This is a genomic window from Metabacillus litoralis (assembly GCF_007994985.1).
In the GTDB taxonomy this organism is placed as follows: domain Bacteria; phylum Bacillota; class Bacilli; order Bacillales; family Bacillaceae; genus Metabacillus; species Metabacillus litoralis.
Window position 1 is genome coordinate 575486 of sequence record NZ_VOQF01000001.1, and the last position, 16660, is coordinate 592145.

Consider the following 16660-nt stretch of genomic DNA (forward strand, 5'->3'; position numbering starts at 1 on the left):
AACCAGTTTGTTATCGCATAAAAGGTTAGATTTGCAGTAGAAAAGATGCCACTAGACTTTATACAGAGTTGTTTCCATCATGATTCTAAAAACAACAAAGTTTACGAAAACAGCCATAGGAAAATAAAATTCTTAACTCATGATAGGCGTACAATCCCTCTTCATGCATTCATCATAAACTATGGTGAATGATCATAAAGGAGGGATTTCTCTTGTCTCAACACTACTATCAATTATGTTGTCGCTACAATGGTAAAGTTGTTAGAATTAATGATCGACATGGTCGAGTTCACGTAGGAAGAATATGTCAAGTAACACAAAGTAAAGTATTTATTGAGCCTGTCATTCAAAGAGGCGGATATGGATTTGGTTTTGGATACAGATACGGATATGGATTTGGCGCTCCTTATGGACTTGGTCTAGGGCTTATTACTGGAATAGCATTAGGTGGTTTACTTTTCTGGTAAAAGGTAAATAAAAGGTAAGGGTTCATTCCCTTACCTTTTATTTATAATCCTTTACACTTCTATAGATTGAAGTAATTTCATCTACACTCATCCTTACTAGTCCACTTGAAGAAGGTGCTACAAAATCAATAACATCAGGTACAATACTTTTCTCTTGCTTACCCCATGACGTTTTTTTCATTTGACTATATTGAAGATAAACACCCTTTCCAACGAAAAAGGCAATTTTAGGTTTATATAAGTTTATTTTCTTATAGAGTATTTTTCTACCTTCTTGATATTCATCTTTTGTGATTTCATCAGCACTTCTAGTAGGTCTTGAAACAATATTTGTAAAACCAAACCCTTTATCTAATAAGTTGCCATCTTCTTCAGGAAGATACAACCTTTCCGTTATACCTGATTTATAAAGAAGCTTCCAAAACCTATTATTTTTATTAGCATAATTATGTCCTATCTCACCTGAAATAAGGCTAGGGTTATACCCTATAAATAAGATTGTTAAGCCATCTTTAAGATGATCTAAATCTTTTGTCATATTTTAAAACTCCGACTATATTTTTTTGGCTTTTTGAAAGTATTCCTCAAGAGTTAGCTTATTTTCATATATCACTTTTGCCTGCTCTAAACCAACATAACGTAAATGCCATGGTTCGTATTGGTATCCTGTTATGGATTCTTTTCCAAGCGGATATCTGATTATAAAGCCGGCTTTATGTGCATTTTCACTAACCCATTTTCCTTCTTTTGTTTCACCAAACTCTTTTGTTATTTCAAGATTTACACTTCTACTTGTCACATCCATTGCTAGTCCAGTTTGATGTTCACTTTGCCCTGGTAATGCAACTGCCTGTAAAGCTTTTTCTTCCCCTTTATTTCCTTTTTCAACATTAAAGATACCCTGTTGTCGAAAAAAAGATCTATATCCTGAAACTGCAAGCAACTCGATATTATCTTCTTTTGCAAGTTTAAATAATTTTTCTAGAGCAGTAGCAGCATCTTTTCTTAGATAACTTTGAGGAATGTCTGCATCACCAAATGAAAAGTCAACTTCAGGAATCACTAAATCCTTAGGAACATAATCATCTTCTAACCCATATTCTTTATTCACCATTGCCATGATATTTGAGGGATTTTCAATAACCTGGTTTCCATTGACGACTTTTACCTCATTAAAAAAATGAGACTCTAATAAAAATTCCCTATCTATTTCTGTTTCTTCTATTTCTTCACTGTTAATTTGGTTTTCATCGATAGAATCATTGTTATCTGTAGTATGACTGTCACCTTTTTCTATTGCTTCATCCTGGTTTACCTCATTAAATGGAATTCCTCTAGGTAATGAAAAGTTTGTTGTGCATGCTGATAACACAGTAATTCCGCTTATAACGACAAATAGCTTTACATAATAAGACATAAATATCACCCAATCTAAAATAGATAACATCTCTATTTTATCATTAAGTGCCTTAAAATTGATATGAGATAAAGCACCTACACACATTTTTACCCTATTTTCCTATTTGTTAAAACAATCTATTTAAAAAATAGTGTTATTTTTTTCGACATTTTTTTTGCAAAGAAGTAAATCACAAAAAAAACGTATGCAATGGCATACGTTTTGACGTTTATTTTTTTATAGCAGCATCTAAAGCAACAACAATCATATCATTAAATGTTGTTTGTCGCTCTTCAGACGTTGTTTCTTCACCAGTTAAAATGTGGTCACTAACAGTAAGTACTGATAATGCTTTTCTTCCGAATTTAGCGGCTAAAGTATAAAGTGCGGAAGACTCCATTTCTATTGCTAATATCCCATATTTTGCCCATTTCTCTAATTCAGCATTATCATTGTAAAACATATCGGCAGTGAATATATTTCCAACTTTTAAATTTAATCCTTTTTCGATTCCAGTATCATATGCTTTTTTAAGGAGTTCAAAATTTGCAGTTGGTGCATAATCAACTCCTCCAAAAGTTAGACGGTTCATTTGATTATCAGTTGATGCACTCATCGCCAGAATGACGTCTCTAACTTTTACATCTTTTTGGATTGCACCACAAGTACCAACACGAATTAGCTGTTGAACACCGTAGCTACTCATCAACTCATTTATGTAAATTGAAATAGAAGGTACACCCATTCCCGTACCTTGCACTGAAATACGCTCTCCTTTGTATGTACCAGTAAACCCTAACATACCTCTTACTTCATTATAGCATTTAACATCTTCTAGAAATGTTTCAGCAATATATTTAGCACGTAATGGATCTCCTGGTAATAATACCGTTTCTGCTATTTCGTTTTCTTTTGCCCCAATATGTACACTCATTCTCTTTTACCTCCACTTAAAATAATCAAAAAGAATCAATTTACTATAACATAATAAAACAAACATGAAAAATCTTTAAAAGCGCAAAATGGATCTTACTCTACACTTTTATTATCATCCATTATTTTTGTTAGCATTCTAAGTATTATTTTACAGCTTAACTCTACTGATTAAGGGCAATATAAATATGAATACAATTTTGGAGGGATTTCTATGAAAAAAAAGTTGGAACAAGCAGTACAACATGCTAACGAAACAACTCCAGGTTCACGAAATGGAACAATGCCACATGAATCAAAAAAGCCTAGAAAACAAAAAACACATAATACTAATAAATCCAACGAAATTTAAGGGGGGATATGAATAAATGGGTAAAAAACATCGCAACAGAAACACACCTAAAAAAAATAACCATATATCACCAGAAGTTTTAGCAGCAGAAGAAACTGCACATTCGAAAGAACATACTTCTGAGAAACGTAAAAATGGTCCAGGTCACCATATTTAAATGGTAAAAATTCCATATCACTCATGAAGACTTCGGTATAATTAAAAAGAAGCTATGGATAAATACATAGCTTCTTATCACCTTACATGTATTCGGTTAATTTTTTTCCATTCTTGAGGAAATAACTTATAGTAAAATTGCCCTTTTTTACCTTCATCAATTAAGATAATATCTCCTGTACTTAAATACCTTGCAGTATAATCCTGAGGAATTCGATCATTCACATTAAAAACTTGAAATATATTATTTAGAGCATCATTATGCGTAGTACCGACAACACTTATACGATACACTTCTTTATAACCTTTTTTGTCCCCAAAATTTGGCGTTTGAAAAATGGTCATATCATATGTAACTGCACGTTTTTTTACTAGTAAGGAATACATTTTTTCCATCTCCCCTAATTATTTTGTCTATTTAACTTAATTAGAGAAAAGATATGTAAATCCCTTTATCTAATATCTTCTATTTTTGTCGAAAAACACTTTAATTTTAGAGGGAATCGTTGTTATTACAATTAATAACATTAAACCAGCACTAACTCCAGCTATAACATCTGTGATAAAATGAACGCCCAAGTATACTCTACTGATGCATATTAAGCCGATTAATATGATCGTGCTAACCAATACAATAGACTTTTGCTTAGCGCTTTTTATCAGGTGATTTAAAGTAATAAAACATAAAAACCCATAGATTGCTGTAGAGTTCATAGCATGTCCACTTGGAAAACTATAATGACTTTCCTCATATACATATTCAAAAGAAGGACGATCTCTGACAAATAAATTTTTTAATAATCCATTTAATTGTCTAACCGTAAAAAAGATCACAGTTAACATAACAAGATCTAACAGTTTCCTTTTTTTATAATAAAAAAAACCAGCAAAAACTATGCAAATAGGCAGGGTATATTTTATTGAACCAATATCTGTTATGAACATGAAAATATTAGTTAAAATAGGATGACGAATATCCTCAAAAAATAAAGTTACCTTAACATCCCATTGATAGAAAAATTCAATAGGATAAATAAGCGCACATATGCAAAAAACAAATAATAGAGTTAAAAATCTAAATAGCATAATTCCCCATTTTCCCCTCCCACAAAGTTCTATTATTTAAGAGACCCCTAGTTATAGCGGGTCTCTTAAAAATAATATTGTTTTTCACTACATTTTATACCTTTTTGTATTTTATAGTTCAAGATTAGCTCTTATTAACCAATTTCTATTGTGAATAATAACTTACACTATCTTGCTTAAATTATGGATCTGTTTAACTTTGTAGTTGATTTCCGTTAAAGGCATTTGCTTTTCCGGAAAAAATGCAGTTGGTTAGCCTAAATTATTGATTTGTTGCACCAATTGAAGTTGTATTGCGAATATGATCATCTTCATAATTATTTACCTTTGACTTTTTAGCTTTATCATTTACTAATTGCTTTTGATCGACCTCTTTTGAAGGTGTCTCCTTCTTCTTAGACATTCTAAATACCTCCTACAAATAGTTTTAGAGCACTATTAGTTTAACTTAAAAGCAGAAAATCATTCTTATTTTAAATGATCATCTTATAAGGGTGTTCAAATACATATATCACTTGAAATTAGGATAGAAAAGAGTATATGTTAATAAGTAGGTTTTGCAATAAAATATGAAAACAATTACGAAGGGAATAGAGAAGGAACAGAACAAAAGATAATGAAAAAACCGAATTATTAGGTGCTTTTTCAATAATCATTCGCCTAATAGTTCGGGTCTTTATTTACCTTCTTCAATAGATTTTTTGATTTTACATACTATTATTAATAACTAGTGAATGGAGCGGAAGACACACTAGAGCATCTTCGAGATTAGAGGAAGAGCTGATACCTAAGCAGGCGTAGCTGAGGAGGATCTGCTTGCTTCCTCCCCGGTGAACGCGAGTGTCTTTAATTTATGTCCCAGCCTCTACGTTTTAAGCTATTCACTTAAATCTACATTATGATAAACTTGCCTAACATCTTCCAGATCTTCTAAAGCGTCGATTAACTTTTCGAATTGTTGTTGTGAATCATCTGTTAATGAAACATCATTTTGTGCTAACATAGTTAATTCAGCAACATTAAATTCAATTATCCCTGCATTCTTGAATGCCTCTTGTATTGAATGAAATTGATCTGGCTCTGCATAAACAATGACTGAATTTTCTTCTTCTAAAATATCTCGTGCGTCAACGTCTGCTTCCATTAATAATTCAAGAACATCGTCGGCAGATTTCCCTTCAACACCAATTACAGCAGTTGCATCAAACATGTAGGAAACAGATCCACTAACCCCCATATTTCCTCCGTTTTTACCAAATGCTGCTCTGACATCTGAAGCAGTACGGTTAACGTTATTTGTTAAGGCATCAACAATAATCATTGAACCATTAGGTCCAAATCCTTCATATCGAAGCTCATCGAAATTTTCTTCTGATCCACCCTTAGCTTTATCTATAGCACGATCAATTATTGTTTTCGGCACATTATATGTTTTTGCTCTTTCTAGAACAACCTTCAAGGCCTGGTTAGATTCTGGATCAGGTTCTCCTTGTCTAGCTACTACATAAATCTCTCGACCAAATTTGGCATATATACGACTAGTATTAGCATCCTTGGACGCCTTTTTTTCTTTAATATTATTCCATTTACGACCCATTATGAACACTCACTTTCAACATTAAATCATACCACTTAACATAATCACACATTTTCAAAAAAGAGATTTTAAAAATTGATATATTTCAAAATATGTAATGGTATTTCTAAATACTTGTCTTTATTATACCTTAATTGCCTCATTTGTTAAGTGGTTAATCATTAAAAGTCCTCTCATTTATTTCACAAAAATAAATATGAAATGCTGAGGTATTATTCACTTTTCACTACCTCTAAATATGAAATATGATGTCCATTTATAGTTTTAACTCTAAATATATAACCTTCAGCTTGAATTTCTGAGCCTGCTTTTGCTTCAAAATTTCTTGTTAAGAACCAACCACCTATTGTATCAATTTCTTCATCCTCTAATTCGACTCCAAGTAAGTTATTGACTTCATCAATTAAGATCTTAGCATCTAGAATGTAATGATTTTCGCTCACTTTTTGAATTTCTGGAATTTCATCTTCATCAAATTCATCCCGAATTTCTCCAACAATCTCCTCTAAGATATCTTCTACAGTAACTAAACCTGATGTACCTCCGTATTCATCAATTAATATGGCAATATGTGTTCGTTCCTTTTGCATTTTTACTAACAAATCATGAATAGGTACGGTTTCTATCACTTGTATAATTGGATTGATAAAGGATTGAAAAGATTGTTGATTTTTATCTGTTTTTTGCATAATCATTGCAGTGAGAAATTCTTTAATATTAATAAATCCAAGAATATTATCTTTATCACTGTCTTGAATAACCGGATACCGAGTATATTTTTCTACTGTTACAATATTTATAACTTCCTCATAAGTATTTTCCATGGATATACTAACAATCTCAGTTCTAGGGACCATAACCTCTTTAGCGATTCTTTCATCAAAAGCAAAAATATTATTAACATAATTCAATTCATTTTGATTGATTTCACCACTATGAAAACTCTCTGACAGCAATATTCTTAATTCTTCCTCTGAATGTGCTATATCAAACTTCGAGGCTGAACTTAATCCGAATAAACCAACAAAAATACGAGCCGCACCATTTAAAATCCAAATAAACGGGTACATGACTCTATAAAACCAAATGATTGGTAATGAGAAGAATAAGATAATTTCTTCAGCTTTTTGAATAGCTACTGATTTAGGAGCCAATTCACCAACTACAACATGTAAAAACGTAATGATACCAAATGTAATACAATATGATAAAAGTTGTATTAGAGATTCATTAACATTATATTGGTTAAATAAAGGTTGAATAATATTTGTAACAGTAGGTTCCCCTAACCATCCTAGACCTAAAGCAGTGACAGTTATACCTAACTGACAAGCTGACAAATACTCTTCTAGATGAGATAAAACAATCTTAGCCGAATTGGCACCTTTCTTCCCTTCAGATATCAGTTGCTCAATTCTCACCATACGTACTCTCACAATAGCAAATTCAGTTGCCACAAAAAAGCCAGTAAAAGCAATTAATAGGATAATGAATAGTAAATTTAATGTAATCAATAGCACAACCTTACAAATGTAAGATCTACACCTCCTCTATATCCACGGGTAAAAAGTCATAATGGGATGACTTGCATATAATCTAACTAATGGATTTCTTAAGACTGCTGATCCTAATTAGACAGTAATATCATCTCTTTATCTTGCGTAAGGGTACCTTTCTATAAAGAAAAGCTGCCCGATATCTATAAAAGTGCCCTTTTAAATTCACAAAGTTTCGACAATATCCTTGACCAAAAGCCCTTATAATAAACTGTACCCAAAAAAACTAGGACTATACGACAGACAGTATAGAGAAGTCACAAATGTTTTTAATCTAGATTAAATTTTGTAACAAATTTACGTTCCATTTTAGTAAAAAACCTTTTGGGTTAAGTGAACTAAGTTTACTAAAAGTGAATCATCAAGAAGTAAATGTTATATGATACACTAATTAGTAAAACCTTTTAAAGGAGTAAAAAATGAAAAACATCATATTTAATGGCTCAATGGTTGATAAATCCACTGTACATATTGATATTGAGGATCGTGGCTATCAATTTGGGGATGGTATTTATGAGGTTATTAGAATATATAATGGAAAACTTTTCACAGCTGATGAACATTTAGAGCGCCTTATTAAAAGTGCTACAGCTATTGAAATAAATATTCCTTATTCAATAAAGGAAATTAAAAATCTTTTGATCAAACTTATAAATGAAAACAATGTTACGATGGGAATTGTTTATATTCAGGTTTCTAGAGGAGTTTCTCCGAGAAAACATTCATTTACAACTATTCACACAGCTCCTGTATTCATAGCATACACAAGTGAATTAAAGATTCCTAAAGATTCTTTGAGTTGTGGAGTTTCTGCGATTACGATTGAAGACATTCGTTGGCTAAGATGTGATATCAAAAGTTTGAATTTGTTACCAAATGTACTTGCTAAACAAAAAGCCGTAGCTGAAAATTGCTTTGAAGCAATTCAGTATAGAGATGATACCGTTACTGAGGGAAGCTCTTCTAATGTTTGGATAGTTAAAGAGGGAGTAATCAAAACTCATCCAGCAAACAACTTTATTTTAAATGGTATTACTCGTCAAGTCATTTTAAGCATATGTAAAGAGCTAGGAATAAAAACTATTGAAGAAAAATTCACAACAGATGAATTACTAAATGCTGATGAAGTCTTTTTAACTGGAACAACAACAGAAGTCATGCCAATTATCGTAATTAATAACCATAAAATTTCTACAGGTATACCTGGACCTGTGACAAAGAATATACAATCTTTATTCACCCTAAAAATTGAATCCATATGCGGACCTATTAACTAAATTCGAGATAAAAAAGGTTAACGAAAAATTAAAGAAATTCTCAACTATTCAATATATTACTGTTTTCTTTTAAGTAGTTAAGCTGGAACAACAAGTTCGTACCATTGCTCTGCGAACACACGCTTCTAATAGTTATTAAAAATAGCATACATAATCATCAAAATAAAACCCGAACAATACCTACTAGTTCGGGTTTATCATTAGCTTAAATACTTGTGTCCCAATTTTTAGTGTAATCATTTAAGCAGTTGAAGCGAAATTCACTTACTAAATATCTTGATCATAGACAATCCACTGAGAACCATTTATTTCATTTGAATAATGAAGGATCTTTTCCATCACTCGAGAAGATTCTTCACCACTTAACTTTACCGGTTGATAATTGTTTCTAGTAGAAACTGATGAAATCGAATAAGGAATAATATTTATCTCTTTTTTATCTGTCAAAATCCCATCCTTTATATGGAAAGTCTGTTGAAATACAAATGTATCTTTATCACTTGGATTTCTATTTCCACCAAACATAAAATTCCCTAGACTATATACGATAAACTTACCTTTATATTCCTCAATTCCTTGAATCACATGTGGATGGTGACCTAAAATTAAATCAGCACCAGAATCAATTGTGAATTTTGCTAGCGTTTCTTGACTCACATTTGGTATATATTGCTTTTCATCTCCCCAATGAAAATGTATAATAACGATTTGTGTACCTTTCTCTTTTAATCCATCAATATCTTTTTTTATTTTCTCTCTAATGTCAGGTGTGTCCTGCCAGCCTTCATAACCAAGAGCAGCTATTTTCACATCTTTTATTGATGAAATGAATTGATCTTCATAGCCAAAATAGCCAATATTAAACGTATCTAATGCTAGCTTCGTATCTTCATATCCTTTTTGCAAGTAATCAAACATATGGTTATTTGCTAAATTGACCGCATCAATTCCTCCAAGCTTAAGAATTTCTGCATACACTGGGTCTCCTTTAAAACGAAATGTTTTATCAGCTTTATCTGTAGAGTTTGTTAGTGTTGTTTCCAAATTTACCGATGTAAAATCATCCTCTAAAAAAAGTTGATCAATACCCTCAACGAAATACGGAAGGCCATTTTTAGAAGCTTCATCTACAAATGACCCAGAATAGGCGTAATTTTCATCTCTACCAAGTGTAAAATCACCGGCAGCACTAATTTTAATTGATGTATTTAATGTTGCTTCATTAGACTTTACTTTTTCCAAAACACTTGTTTCTTTAGAATTATGTGTATTAACCTTAACAACTTCATTTTCTAAAATAATAAACTTATAGGTTAAAACAATCCCCACTACAAATAACACTAGTAATAAAAATCTACGAACAGACTTCTTAAGTCTACGCTTTTTCTTATTATGTTGGGATCTGACTCTAGAATATGTCCCCTTCTTCTCATCCATCTTTCTACTCCTTAAATAAACTACCAATTAATAAATAAAAATAAATTATAGCTTAGGAATGATTTACTAGAATTTTTTCTATTGTTTCTTGTAATCTAGGTAAATCCTCTTTCTGAATTGAGAACCTAATTATAGATTCATCTAAATCTAATGCTTCAGAAAATAAACCAGATATACCTCTGGCACGACGATCTACTTCCATAAGAATATCCATTTTTGTTTCACTTATAGGAAAAAAGATCACTTCTACTTCATCAAACTTCTTGTAGAATGTACCTCCAGTTGGAACCAGTTCAAATTCTTGAATAAACGGTAATCTTTTTCGGATTTTATATGAAGCCGCTTCATTTTTCACCTTTTTCATAGCAAATCCTAATCTATTAAATACTGCTAGTGTTTCATCCATTAAGTTATTTGGTAAAACAGTCACAATATCACGATCAGTTGGATCTACTGATCCTTTTATATCAATTCCAGTTTGTATCCATACTTTTGATGAACCAGCTGAAATTGGTGTATCTAGAGGTAATTTAAATTGAAACGGTATTGTTTTCGTTTCTCCAGGCATGATGATAAATGGTTCGTTTAATTTAATTGATGAAATGACAGCTTGTTTATGCACAACCCTGTCATCGTCTTCTTGCTGATAATTTGTATTAATTGTTAAATATATTTCCTCAATTGCTTGTTCAACACTTCCTCCTGTTACTTCAACAACTCCTTCTACATCTTCCCCTACTTTTATTGATGATTGAGCTAACTTTGTATCTACCTTTGAGGAACCAATCCCTACACTTGCTAGAATTTTATTAAAAAAAGACATAAAAAAATCTCCTTTACTTGAATAGATTATTGTCAAGATCATTAATTAGTTCATTAACATGATGATATGGCTCATCTAGCTGAAGCATTTTTCTTATTAATCTTTTACTCTCTTCTTTAATAGGTAATTCTTCTTCCCAGGATCTTGATTGATGAGAAACGGGTTCATATGAAGAATATAATAAAAACAACATAAAATGTCCTAATGCATACAAATCACTTTTAAAAGAAACCTCTCTAAACAGTCTCTTTTCTTCATTTTTGAATGCTTCCTCTTGAACTTCTGAAGCTTCATTAATTCTTTTTGCCAAACCAAAATCTATAATGAAAACATTATTTTCAGCTTTAAGGATATTTGGGATTCTTAAGTCTCGATGAACATAGCCTTTAAGATGGATTTTCTGTACTAATTGTAATATTTTGGATAACTCTTTAAATGCTTCCGTTTCACTAAATTTCAGTCCTTCAATAAAGATTAGCTCTTCATAAGTTTTACCATGCATATATTCCATCACGATAAAGAGCTTCCCTTTATCTTCAAATTGATCAAGTAGTGTTGGGAAAGCTTTGTCAGTCAAATCGCTTAATACCTGAGCTTCGAACAAAAAGGAATTTCTCGCAGATTCTTCGACCCTTTTATACTTCCTTAGTTGTTTAAGAACTTTAATATCATCTTTTTCATCTTTCACTAAGTAAGTAAAACCATAGCTTCCTTTACCAAGCAGCTGAAGAATTGTGTATTTCGCACCAACAACTGCACTGGTCTTTAAAGGTTTTTCAAAAAGCTCTATTAATTTAAGATAGAGCTTTTTCATTAACTACTGTAAGAGCTAAAAAACCCACTTGATTTATGTTTTTTCTTATAATGTTGATGTCCATATTTTGAGGGATGATGATTAGTGTATTTCCTTCTTTTAAAATCACTCGAGCTATATGAGCGACGGTGTGTTTGTTTATTTGTTAGTAATGATTTAAGAATTTTTTTAATCATTAAAATACCTCTTTCTTTAATATGTTTACTTATAATACGGTGAAGCTTAACAAAAGTTTCAGAAATTCATATACATATTATATATTATTCAATTAAAGTTTGGGCTGATTAAAAACCATGAAGAAGAAAATAATAACAACAAAGAATTCAAAAAAAGCATCACAGCAACCAACACTCAATAAAACAGATAAATTGCACCTTTATACAAGAATTGAAGAAAGTTTAAGGAAAGTAGATCCAGTCGTAATTACACAAAAAGAGAGAAAGCTTATTAGGAATATACAACGTAATACTAAACGGTTAAACAAAAATAATATCACTAGAACTAAAGCATATCTTTCATTTTTCAAAGATCATGAAGAAATACAATGGGCTTTTTTAGCGCATATGGTTTCACGTAATGGTGGATATAATATGACCGATTTAAAAGGATCCTTGTTAGAGCGATTACTAGATGCAGAAGATAAAAAGGTATTATTTCACTTTCTTGAAAAAGCAAATGCATTGATATTCCATGATGCATTTCCACAATTATTATTGTATAAATTCAGTTTGAAAGAACAAACATCATTATTTCACTTATTACCAGCTTTTAATGTGTCAAAATTTATGATACCTATATGGGAGGATTTCTTAAAACACAAAAATTCTACCCTTTTAACATTTGCATTAATAACAAATGAACAACAATATATTGAAAAAAATTTAATGTCCGAAAAAACAATTAAAGAAAATATCTTACATTCATTATCTTACTTACTGCAGGAAAAATTAGGCTTTACTCATGTTATCTTTCCATATAAACGATATTCCTTTTTACCTAAATATTCTCTAGCTGGAATAGAAGTTCATAACTTTAACTCTGTTGATAATCGGATTAAAATCGGGAAGCATCTTTACAATATTCTTTTTACAAAAAATCGTTATGAAACCATATTAAAATTCGCAATAAAACATCATCATAGTGGTTCTAGGTCTGATTATTGGCCTCATATTTTTTCTAATAATGAACTGGAACATCATAAGCTTATAAGCCCAACACTAACAAATGCTTGGGATAATATTCCTCATAGATTTCATATGAATCAAGATTGGTTTACAAAACTATCCCAGATAGAGAATTTCGAAATAGGAAGCGAGAAGCTCTTTCAGGATATAACAAAGGATATTTCAAAGGACATACATTTATTAAAAACAATAGGAAAGGTAAAAACTCTAACTTTACCTCCACAAAAAGAAAAAGGCTGATAAAGCGCTAAGGACAATTTAGTACCTCAACCTTTATCAGCCTAAGCTTTTTTAAAATTTACTCGAATTCATCAAATTCATCGTCTTCATTGTCTTCATCAATAATGCATTTGTTAAGAAGGTAATCAAATGTGATGTCAGCCAGTTCACCTAGCTCATCCTCTCCAGGAACATACCCTCTCTTCGTGAGCTCATTGTAAAAGAACTCCGCAATCTCCTCTGTATCAATAATCACTTCGATTTCCTTCACAATATCGCCCCCCTTTTATTGTTTATGTCCTTAAAGAGGGACATATGTCTATTCATACAACAAAAATAAATTAACACTTTTTTATTATGTTAAAAATTCACCTTTATTAGATGAATACACACCAGTTTTAGAATAAAAAAGATTTTAAATCTTAAGTTTCAATTCGTTCTACAAAATATAGGCATATATCATAAAAATCATCATATAGATAATTTTAAGTGGACAAGCTTATATGACGAAGGGGAGTTGAAACAATGTTAAGAGATAAATATCAGCAGTTTGAGGTCAATTCCAATGATGATGTAATAAAAGAGAATAAATTAATAACCTTTATTGATGGTGAGGGCTTTGATCGATTTTTACAAAATTTAATAAAAGGATTATATATAAGCATACTCTTTTTTTGTATTCCTTATTTTTGTTTTCTATTTATAACATTTATTTTATAATGCTTTATTAATCTAAAAACACGTTACTATTCGATGAGCTGCAAATTTTTGTGCTTTACTAATTCATATAAAAAGATTATCTAACATAAATATAGCTGTGCTTTATCCTTGCTAGTTTTAATTTAAATACCAACAATGATTGCTCTGTATGCTGTGCATTGATGACTACTGACGCGACTTATAAAATATAGCTCATCTAAAATAAAACATTCAAAGATTGGGGTCTTGATATCTTTTTAAGCTTCTGATAATTAGCTGCATCATGTCTTTATAGTCTTGATCACAAAACATCTGGTATAGAGTATGGTAATCATTATACATATCAAGTAATTCATCAGTTATTTTTATATAGGGTTTTTCTTGATTTTCTTCATTTAAATAGTGAGAAAAGAATTCATCATATCGACTCTCATCTGAGAGTGTATTATTTAGATATAGCTGCTGTATAAAAGATTCTGCCTCATGTTCGCTTATGATAAGACTTATTTCATCCTCATCAGCTTCAAGCCATTCTCCATCTGATATTCTAGTTAACTCATATGTTAGATCTTCCCAACCATCTTCTTCATAACGCCAGATTTCGGTTCTTATTCCTACCACTTTAAAAAAAGATTTTCCATAGCCTTTCACTAGAACAATATCACCTATCTGGTAATGTACATCTATGCTGATTTTTTCTGTTTCGATAACCACTCCATCGTAATCCGAAAATAATTGAAGTGAGTTTTCGAAATATAGAACTTCACTATAGTTTACTTCATAAACATACTGATCATCGACAAAGTGAATTTTTGTGATCGTGCCAACAGTTCCATACAAAACAATCACGACAATATCCCCTAATTTAAATTTTGGTCTATTTTTTTTCATCTCCATCTCTCCTTTGTCGTGATTTATAAGGATAAGATAGTATATGCTTACTTTTATATTTCGTCATGGGCATAAATTTAAACATGAAGGAAGATAGGAAGGAAACCATTCCTCATACTGCAACTCGAAAAAGCTATACAACTGTATGTCTGAAGAGTGATATAAATCTGTTTGCTAGCTCTCTCTAATAAAAAAGATTAAAAATAAAGGCTCTTTTCTAAAAAGATTGTTGCTTTTAGACGTCATTATTGTTGCAAGCAGTGTGTTATCGCATAAAAGGTGCGATTTGTAGAAGAACAGATGCCTCTAGACTTTGTACAGAGTTCTTTTCATCATGAATCCTAAAAACAACAAATTTACGAAAACAGCAAAAATAAAAAACAGGCGAAAAATTCAACTTCACCTGTTTAACAAAAGTAATTCAATTTTTTTCATCTGCAAAAACATTAAATTCTTTTTAGAATTTCGTTTTCGTACCCTTCCCAAGCCTGATCAAATACTGACATACTTTTTAAATAATGGCCATTCATTTCTAAATATGTGCTAAGCTCTTCGTAATTGTCTGTATTTCTAGGGAAGCTATGATCTAGATACGCTTCATTAGCAAATTGTGATATGTCATCTTTCGGCTTAGGATGGCGAAATTTCATTAAAAAGTGATAAAAGGATTTCATCGTTATTCCCCCATCGACAAGATTTTTCAATTATAGCTTGTAAATGATCAGAATGAAACCCTTTATTTTTAGAAATTAAATAGGTGCTTTCTCAAAATTAAAATCAATCTCGAAACCTAAGTCTTCAAGCATTTTATGATCTGCAGTACCTTCTTGTCCAGGAGTAGTTAAATAATCTCCAATAAATATAGAATTCGCAGCATATAAACCTAATGGTTGAAGGGTTCTTAGATTCACTTCTCTTCCACCTGAAATTCTTATTTCCTTCGTAGGGTTAATAAACCGGAATAATGCAAGTACTTTTAAGCAATACATAGGATTCAAATCATCGGTACCTTCTAGTGGTGTTCCATCTATTGCATGAAGAAAGTTGACCGGGATAGAGTCCGCGTCTAATTCTCTTAAACTAAACGCCATATTTATTACATCATGTAAACTTTCTCCCATCCCGATAATAACCCCTGAGCATGGTGAAATACCACTTTCTTTTACAGCTTGAATTGTATTTACTCGATTTTCATATGTATGTGTAGTAGTTATTGAGGGATGATGTTCTTTAGAAGTATTAAGATTATGATTATATCTATCTACTCCAGCTTCTTTTAATCTTTTCGCTTGCTCTGGTTTTAAGATACCTAAGCATGCACAAACCTTTAGACCAAACTTATCTTTTATTTCACTTACAGCAGAAGCAACATGATCTATTTCTTTATTTGAAGGTCCTCTTCCACTCGCAACAATACAATAAGTACCTACTTTTAGATGATGCGCTTTTTCTGCACCCTGTAATATAGATTTCTTATCCAGCATCTTATATTTTTCAATTGGAGCTTTTGAAACTATTGACTGAGAACAATAGCCACAGTTTTCAGGACATATTCCTGATTTAGTATTCATAATCATATTTAGTTTCACTTTTTTTCCATAATAATGTTTTCTAATAGTAAATGCTCCATGTAGTAATAATAACAAATCATCGTCAGAACATTGTAAAATTGATAACGCTTCATTTTCAACTAACATTTTACCTTTAATCACTTCATCAGCTAGAAGTTCCCAATTCATTCTTATCCCCCCATTACATATATGGTAATGA

Annotated in this window: 22 protein-coding genes; 6 read left to right on the forward strand and 16 right to left on the reverse strand. The window is 31.3% G+C overall.

From position 1 onward, the window contains the following. Positions 1–212 precede the first annotated feature (212 nt). Positions 213–467 (forward strand): hypothetical protein, encoded by a 255-nt coding sequence (locus FS935_RS02940; RefSeq protein ID WP_439116615.1) that lies wholly within the window; start codon positions 213–215, stop codon positions 465–467. Positions 468–504: 37 nt separating this feature from the next. Here FS935_RS02940 and FS935_RS02945 read toward each other — a convergent pair whose 3' ends face one another. The 3 genes from FS935_RS02945 to deoD form a co-directional block, all read right to left on the reverse strand. Continuing rightward, positions 505–1005, reverse strand: coding sequence for a mismatch-specific DNA-glycosylase (locus FS935_RS02945; RefSeq protein ID WP_146946021.1), 501 nt, complete (start codon positions 1003–1005; stop codon positions 505–507). 15 nt (positions 1006–1020) lie between these two features. Beyond that, positions 1021–1884, reverse strand: coding sequence for a M15 family metallopeptidase (locus FS935_RS02950; RefSeq protein ID WP_146946022.1), 864 nt, complete (start codon positions 1882–1884; stop codon positions 1021–1023). A 211-nt stretch (positions 1885–2095) separates the two neighbouring features. Then, the gene (gene deoD / locus FS935_RS02955) at positions 2096–2800 is read right to left on the reverse strand and encodes a purine-nucleoside phosphorylase (protein ID WP_146946023.1); all 705 of its coding nucleotides are present in this window, start codon (positions 2798–2800) and stop codon (positions 2096–2098) included. Between the two features lie 213 nt (positions 2801–3013). On the opposite strand from deoD, the gene FS935_RS23570 reads away from it, so the two are divergent. After that, positions 3014–3151 carry a hypothetical protein gene (locus FS935_RS23570; RefSeq protein WP_168714455.1) on the forward strand — a complete coding sequence of 46 codons (138 nt, stop codon included), beginning with the start codon at positions 3014–3016 and terminating at the stop codon, positions 3149–3151. 16 nt (positions 3152–3167) lie between these two features. Beyond that, entirely contained in the window at positions 3168–3308 is a 141-nt protein-coding gene (gene yoyE / locus FS935_RS23575; protein WP_168714456.1) for a protein YoyE, read from the forward strand. Between the two features lie 77 nt (positions 3309–3385). Here yoyE and FS935_RS02960 read toward each other — a convergent pair whose 3' ends face one another. The 5 genes from FS935_RS02960 to FS935_RS02975 all read right to left on the reverse strand — a co-directional run bounded on the left by FS935_RS02960 (position 3386) and on the right by FS935_RS02975 (position 7504). Further along, entirely contained in the window at positions 3386–3694 is a 309-nt protein-coding gene (locus tag FS935_RS02960; RefSeq protein WP_146946024.1) for a YodL domain-containing protein, read from the reverse strand. Positions 3695–3763: 69 nt separating this feature from the next. Further along, positions 3764–4393, reverse strand: a complete 630-nt coding sequence (locus FS935_RS02965; RefSeq protein ID WP_146946025.1) for a phosphatase PAP2 family protein — start codon at positions 4391–4393, stop codon at positions 3764–3766. 262 nt (positions 4394–4655) lie between these two features. Next, positions 4656–4796, reverse strand: coding sequence for a hypothetical protein (locus FS935_RS23580; protein WP_168714457.1), 141 nt, complete (start codon positions 4794–4796; stop codon positions 4656–4658). Between the two features lie 474 nt (positions 4797–5270). Beyond that, entirely contained in the window at positions 5271–5990 is a 720-nt protein-coding gene (locus tag FS935_RS02970) for a YebC/PmpR family DNA-binding transcriptional regulator (protein WP_146946026.1), read from the reverse strand. 212 nt (positions 5991–6202) lie between these two features. Next, positions 6203–7504, reverse strand: a complete 1302-nt coding sequence (locus FS935_RS02975; RefSeq protein ID WP_146946027.1) for a hemolysin family protein — start codon at positions 7502–7504, stop codon at positions 6203–6205. Positions 7505–7965: 461 nt separating this feature from the next. On the opposite strand from FS935_RS02975, the gene dat reads away from it, so the two are divergent. Continuing rightward, complete coding sequence (gene dat, locus FS935_RS02980) at positions 7966–8823, forward strand: D-amino-acid transaminase (protein ID WP_146946028.1); 858 nt, start codon at positions 7966–7968, stop codon at positions 8821–8823. Between the two features lie 267 nt (positions 8824–9090). On the opposite strand, the gene FS935_RS02985 is transcribed toward dat, so the two are convergent. From FS935_RS02985 to FS935_RS23585, 4 genes are read right to left on the reverse strand one after another with little or no spacing between them, the layout of a single operon-like run. Then, complete coding sequence (locus FS935_RS02985) at positions 9091–10260, reverse strand: CapA family protein (protein WP_146946029.1); 1170 nt, start codon at positions 10258–10260, stop codon at positions 9091–9093. Between the two features lie 52 nt (positions 10261–10312). Continuing rightward, positions 10313–11083 (reverse strand): sporulation protein, encoded by a 771-nt coding sequence (locus tag FS935_RS02990; RefSeq protein ID WP_146946030.1) that lies wholly within the window; start codon positions 11081–11083, stop codon positions 10313–10315. Positions 11084–11096: 13 nt separating this feature from the next. After that, a complete protein-coding gene (locus FS935_RS02995) occupies positions 11097–11897 on the reverse strand; it encodes a serine/threonine protein kinase (protein ID WP_146946031.1) in 801 nt (266 codons plus the stop codon). Then, positions 11897–12073 carry a hypothetical protein gene (locus FS935_RS23585; protein WP_168714458.1) on the reverse strand — a complete coding sequence of 59 codons (177 nt, stop codon included), beginning with the start codon at positions 12071–12073 and terminating at the stop codon, positions 11897–11899. The genes FS935_RS02995 and FS935_RS23585 overlap by 1 nt, the downstream gene beginning before the upstream one ends. 117 nt (positions 12074–12190) lie before the next feature. Here FS935_RS23585 and FS935_RS03000 point away from each other — a divergent pair, with 117 nt between their 5' ends. Next, a complete protein-coding gene (locus FS935_RS03000; RefSeq protein WP_146946032.1) occupies positions 12191–13321 on the forward strand; it encodes a DUF2515 family protein in 1131 nt (376 codons plus the stop codon). 58 nt (positions 13322–13379) lie between these two features. Here FS935_RS03000 and FS935_RS03005 read toward each other — a convergent pair whose 3' ends face one another. Next, complete coding sequence (locus tag FS935_RS03005) at positions 13380–13571, reverse strand: YozD family protein (RefSeq protein WP_146946033.1); 192 nt, start codon at positions 13569–13571, stop codon at positions 13380–13382. Positions 13572–13825: 254 nt separating this feature from the next. Here FS935_RS03005 and FS935_RS03010 point away from each other — a divergent pair, with 254 nt between their 5' ends. Beyond that, positions 13826–14020, forward strand: a complete 195-nt coding sequence (locus tag FS935_RS03010) for a hypothetical protein (RefSeq protein ID WP_146946034.1) — start codon at positions 13826–13828, stop codon at positions 14018–14020. A gap of 210 nt (positions 14021–14230) precedes the next feature. On the opposite strand, the gene yodN is transcribed toward FS935_RS03010, so the two are convergent. The 3 genes from yodN to bioB all read right to left on the reverse strand — a co-directional run bounded on the left by yodN (position 14231) and on the right by bioB (position 16629). Beyond that, positions 14231–14890 carry a germination protein YodN gene (yodN, locus tag FS935_RS03015; RefSeq protein ID WP_146946035.1) on the reverse strand — a complete coding sequence of 220 codons (660 nt, stop codon included), beginning with the start codon at positions 14888–14890 and terminating at the stop codon, positions 14231–14233. A 446-nt stretch (positions 14891–15336) separates the two neighbouring features. Continuing rightward, positions 15337–15564: a YozE family protein gene (locus FS935_RS03020; RefSeq protein ID WP_146946036.1), complete on the reverse strand. Its 228-nt coding sequence runs from the start codon at positions 15562–15564 to the stop codon at positions 15337–15339. Between the two features lie 75 nt (positions 15565–15639). Then, on the reverse strand, positions 15640–16629 hold the full coding sequence (gene bioB / locus FS935_RS03025) for a biotin synthase BioB (RefSeq protein WP_146946037.1): 990 nt from the start codon (positions 16627–16629) through the stop codon (positions 15640–15642). Positions 16630–16660: the final 31 nt, after the last annotated feature.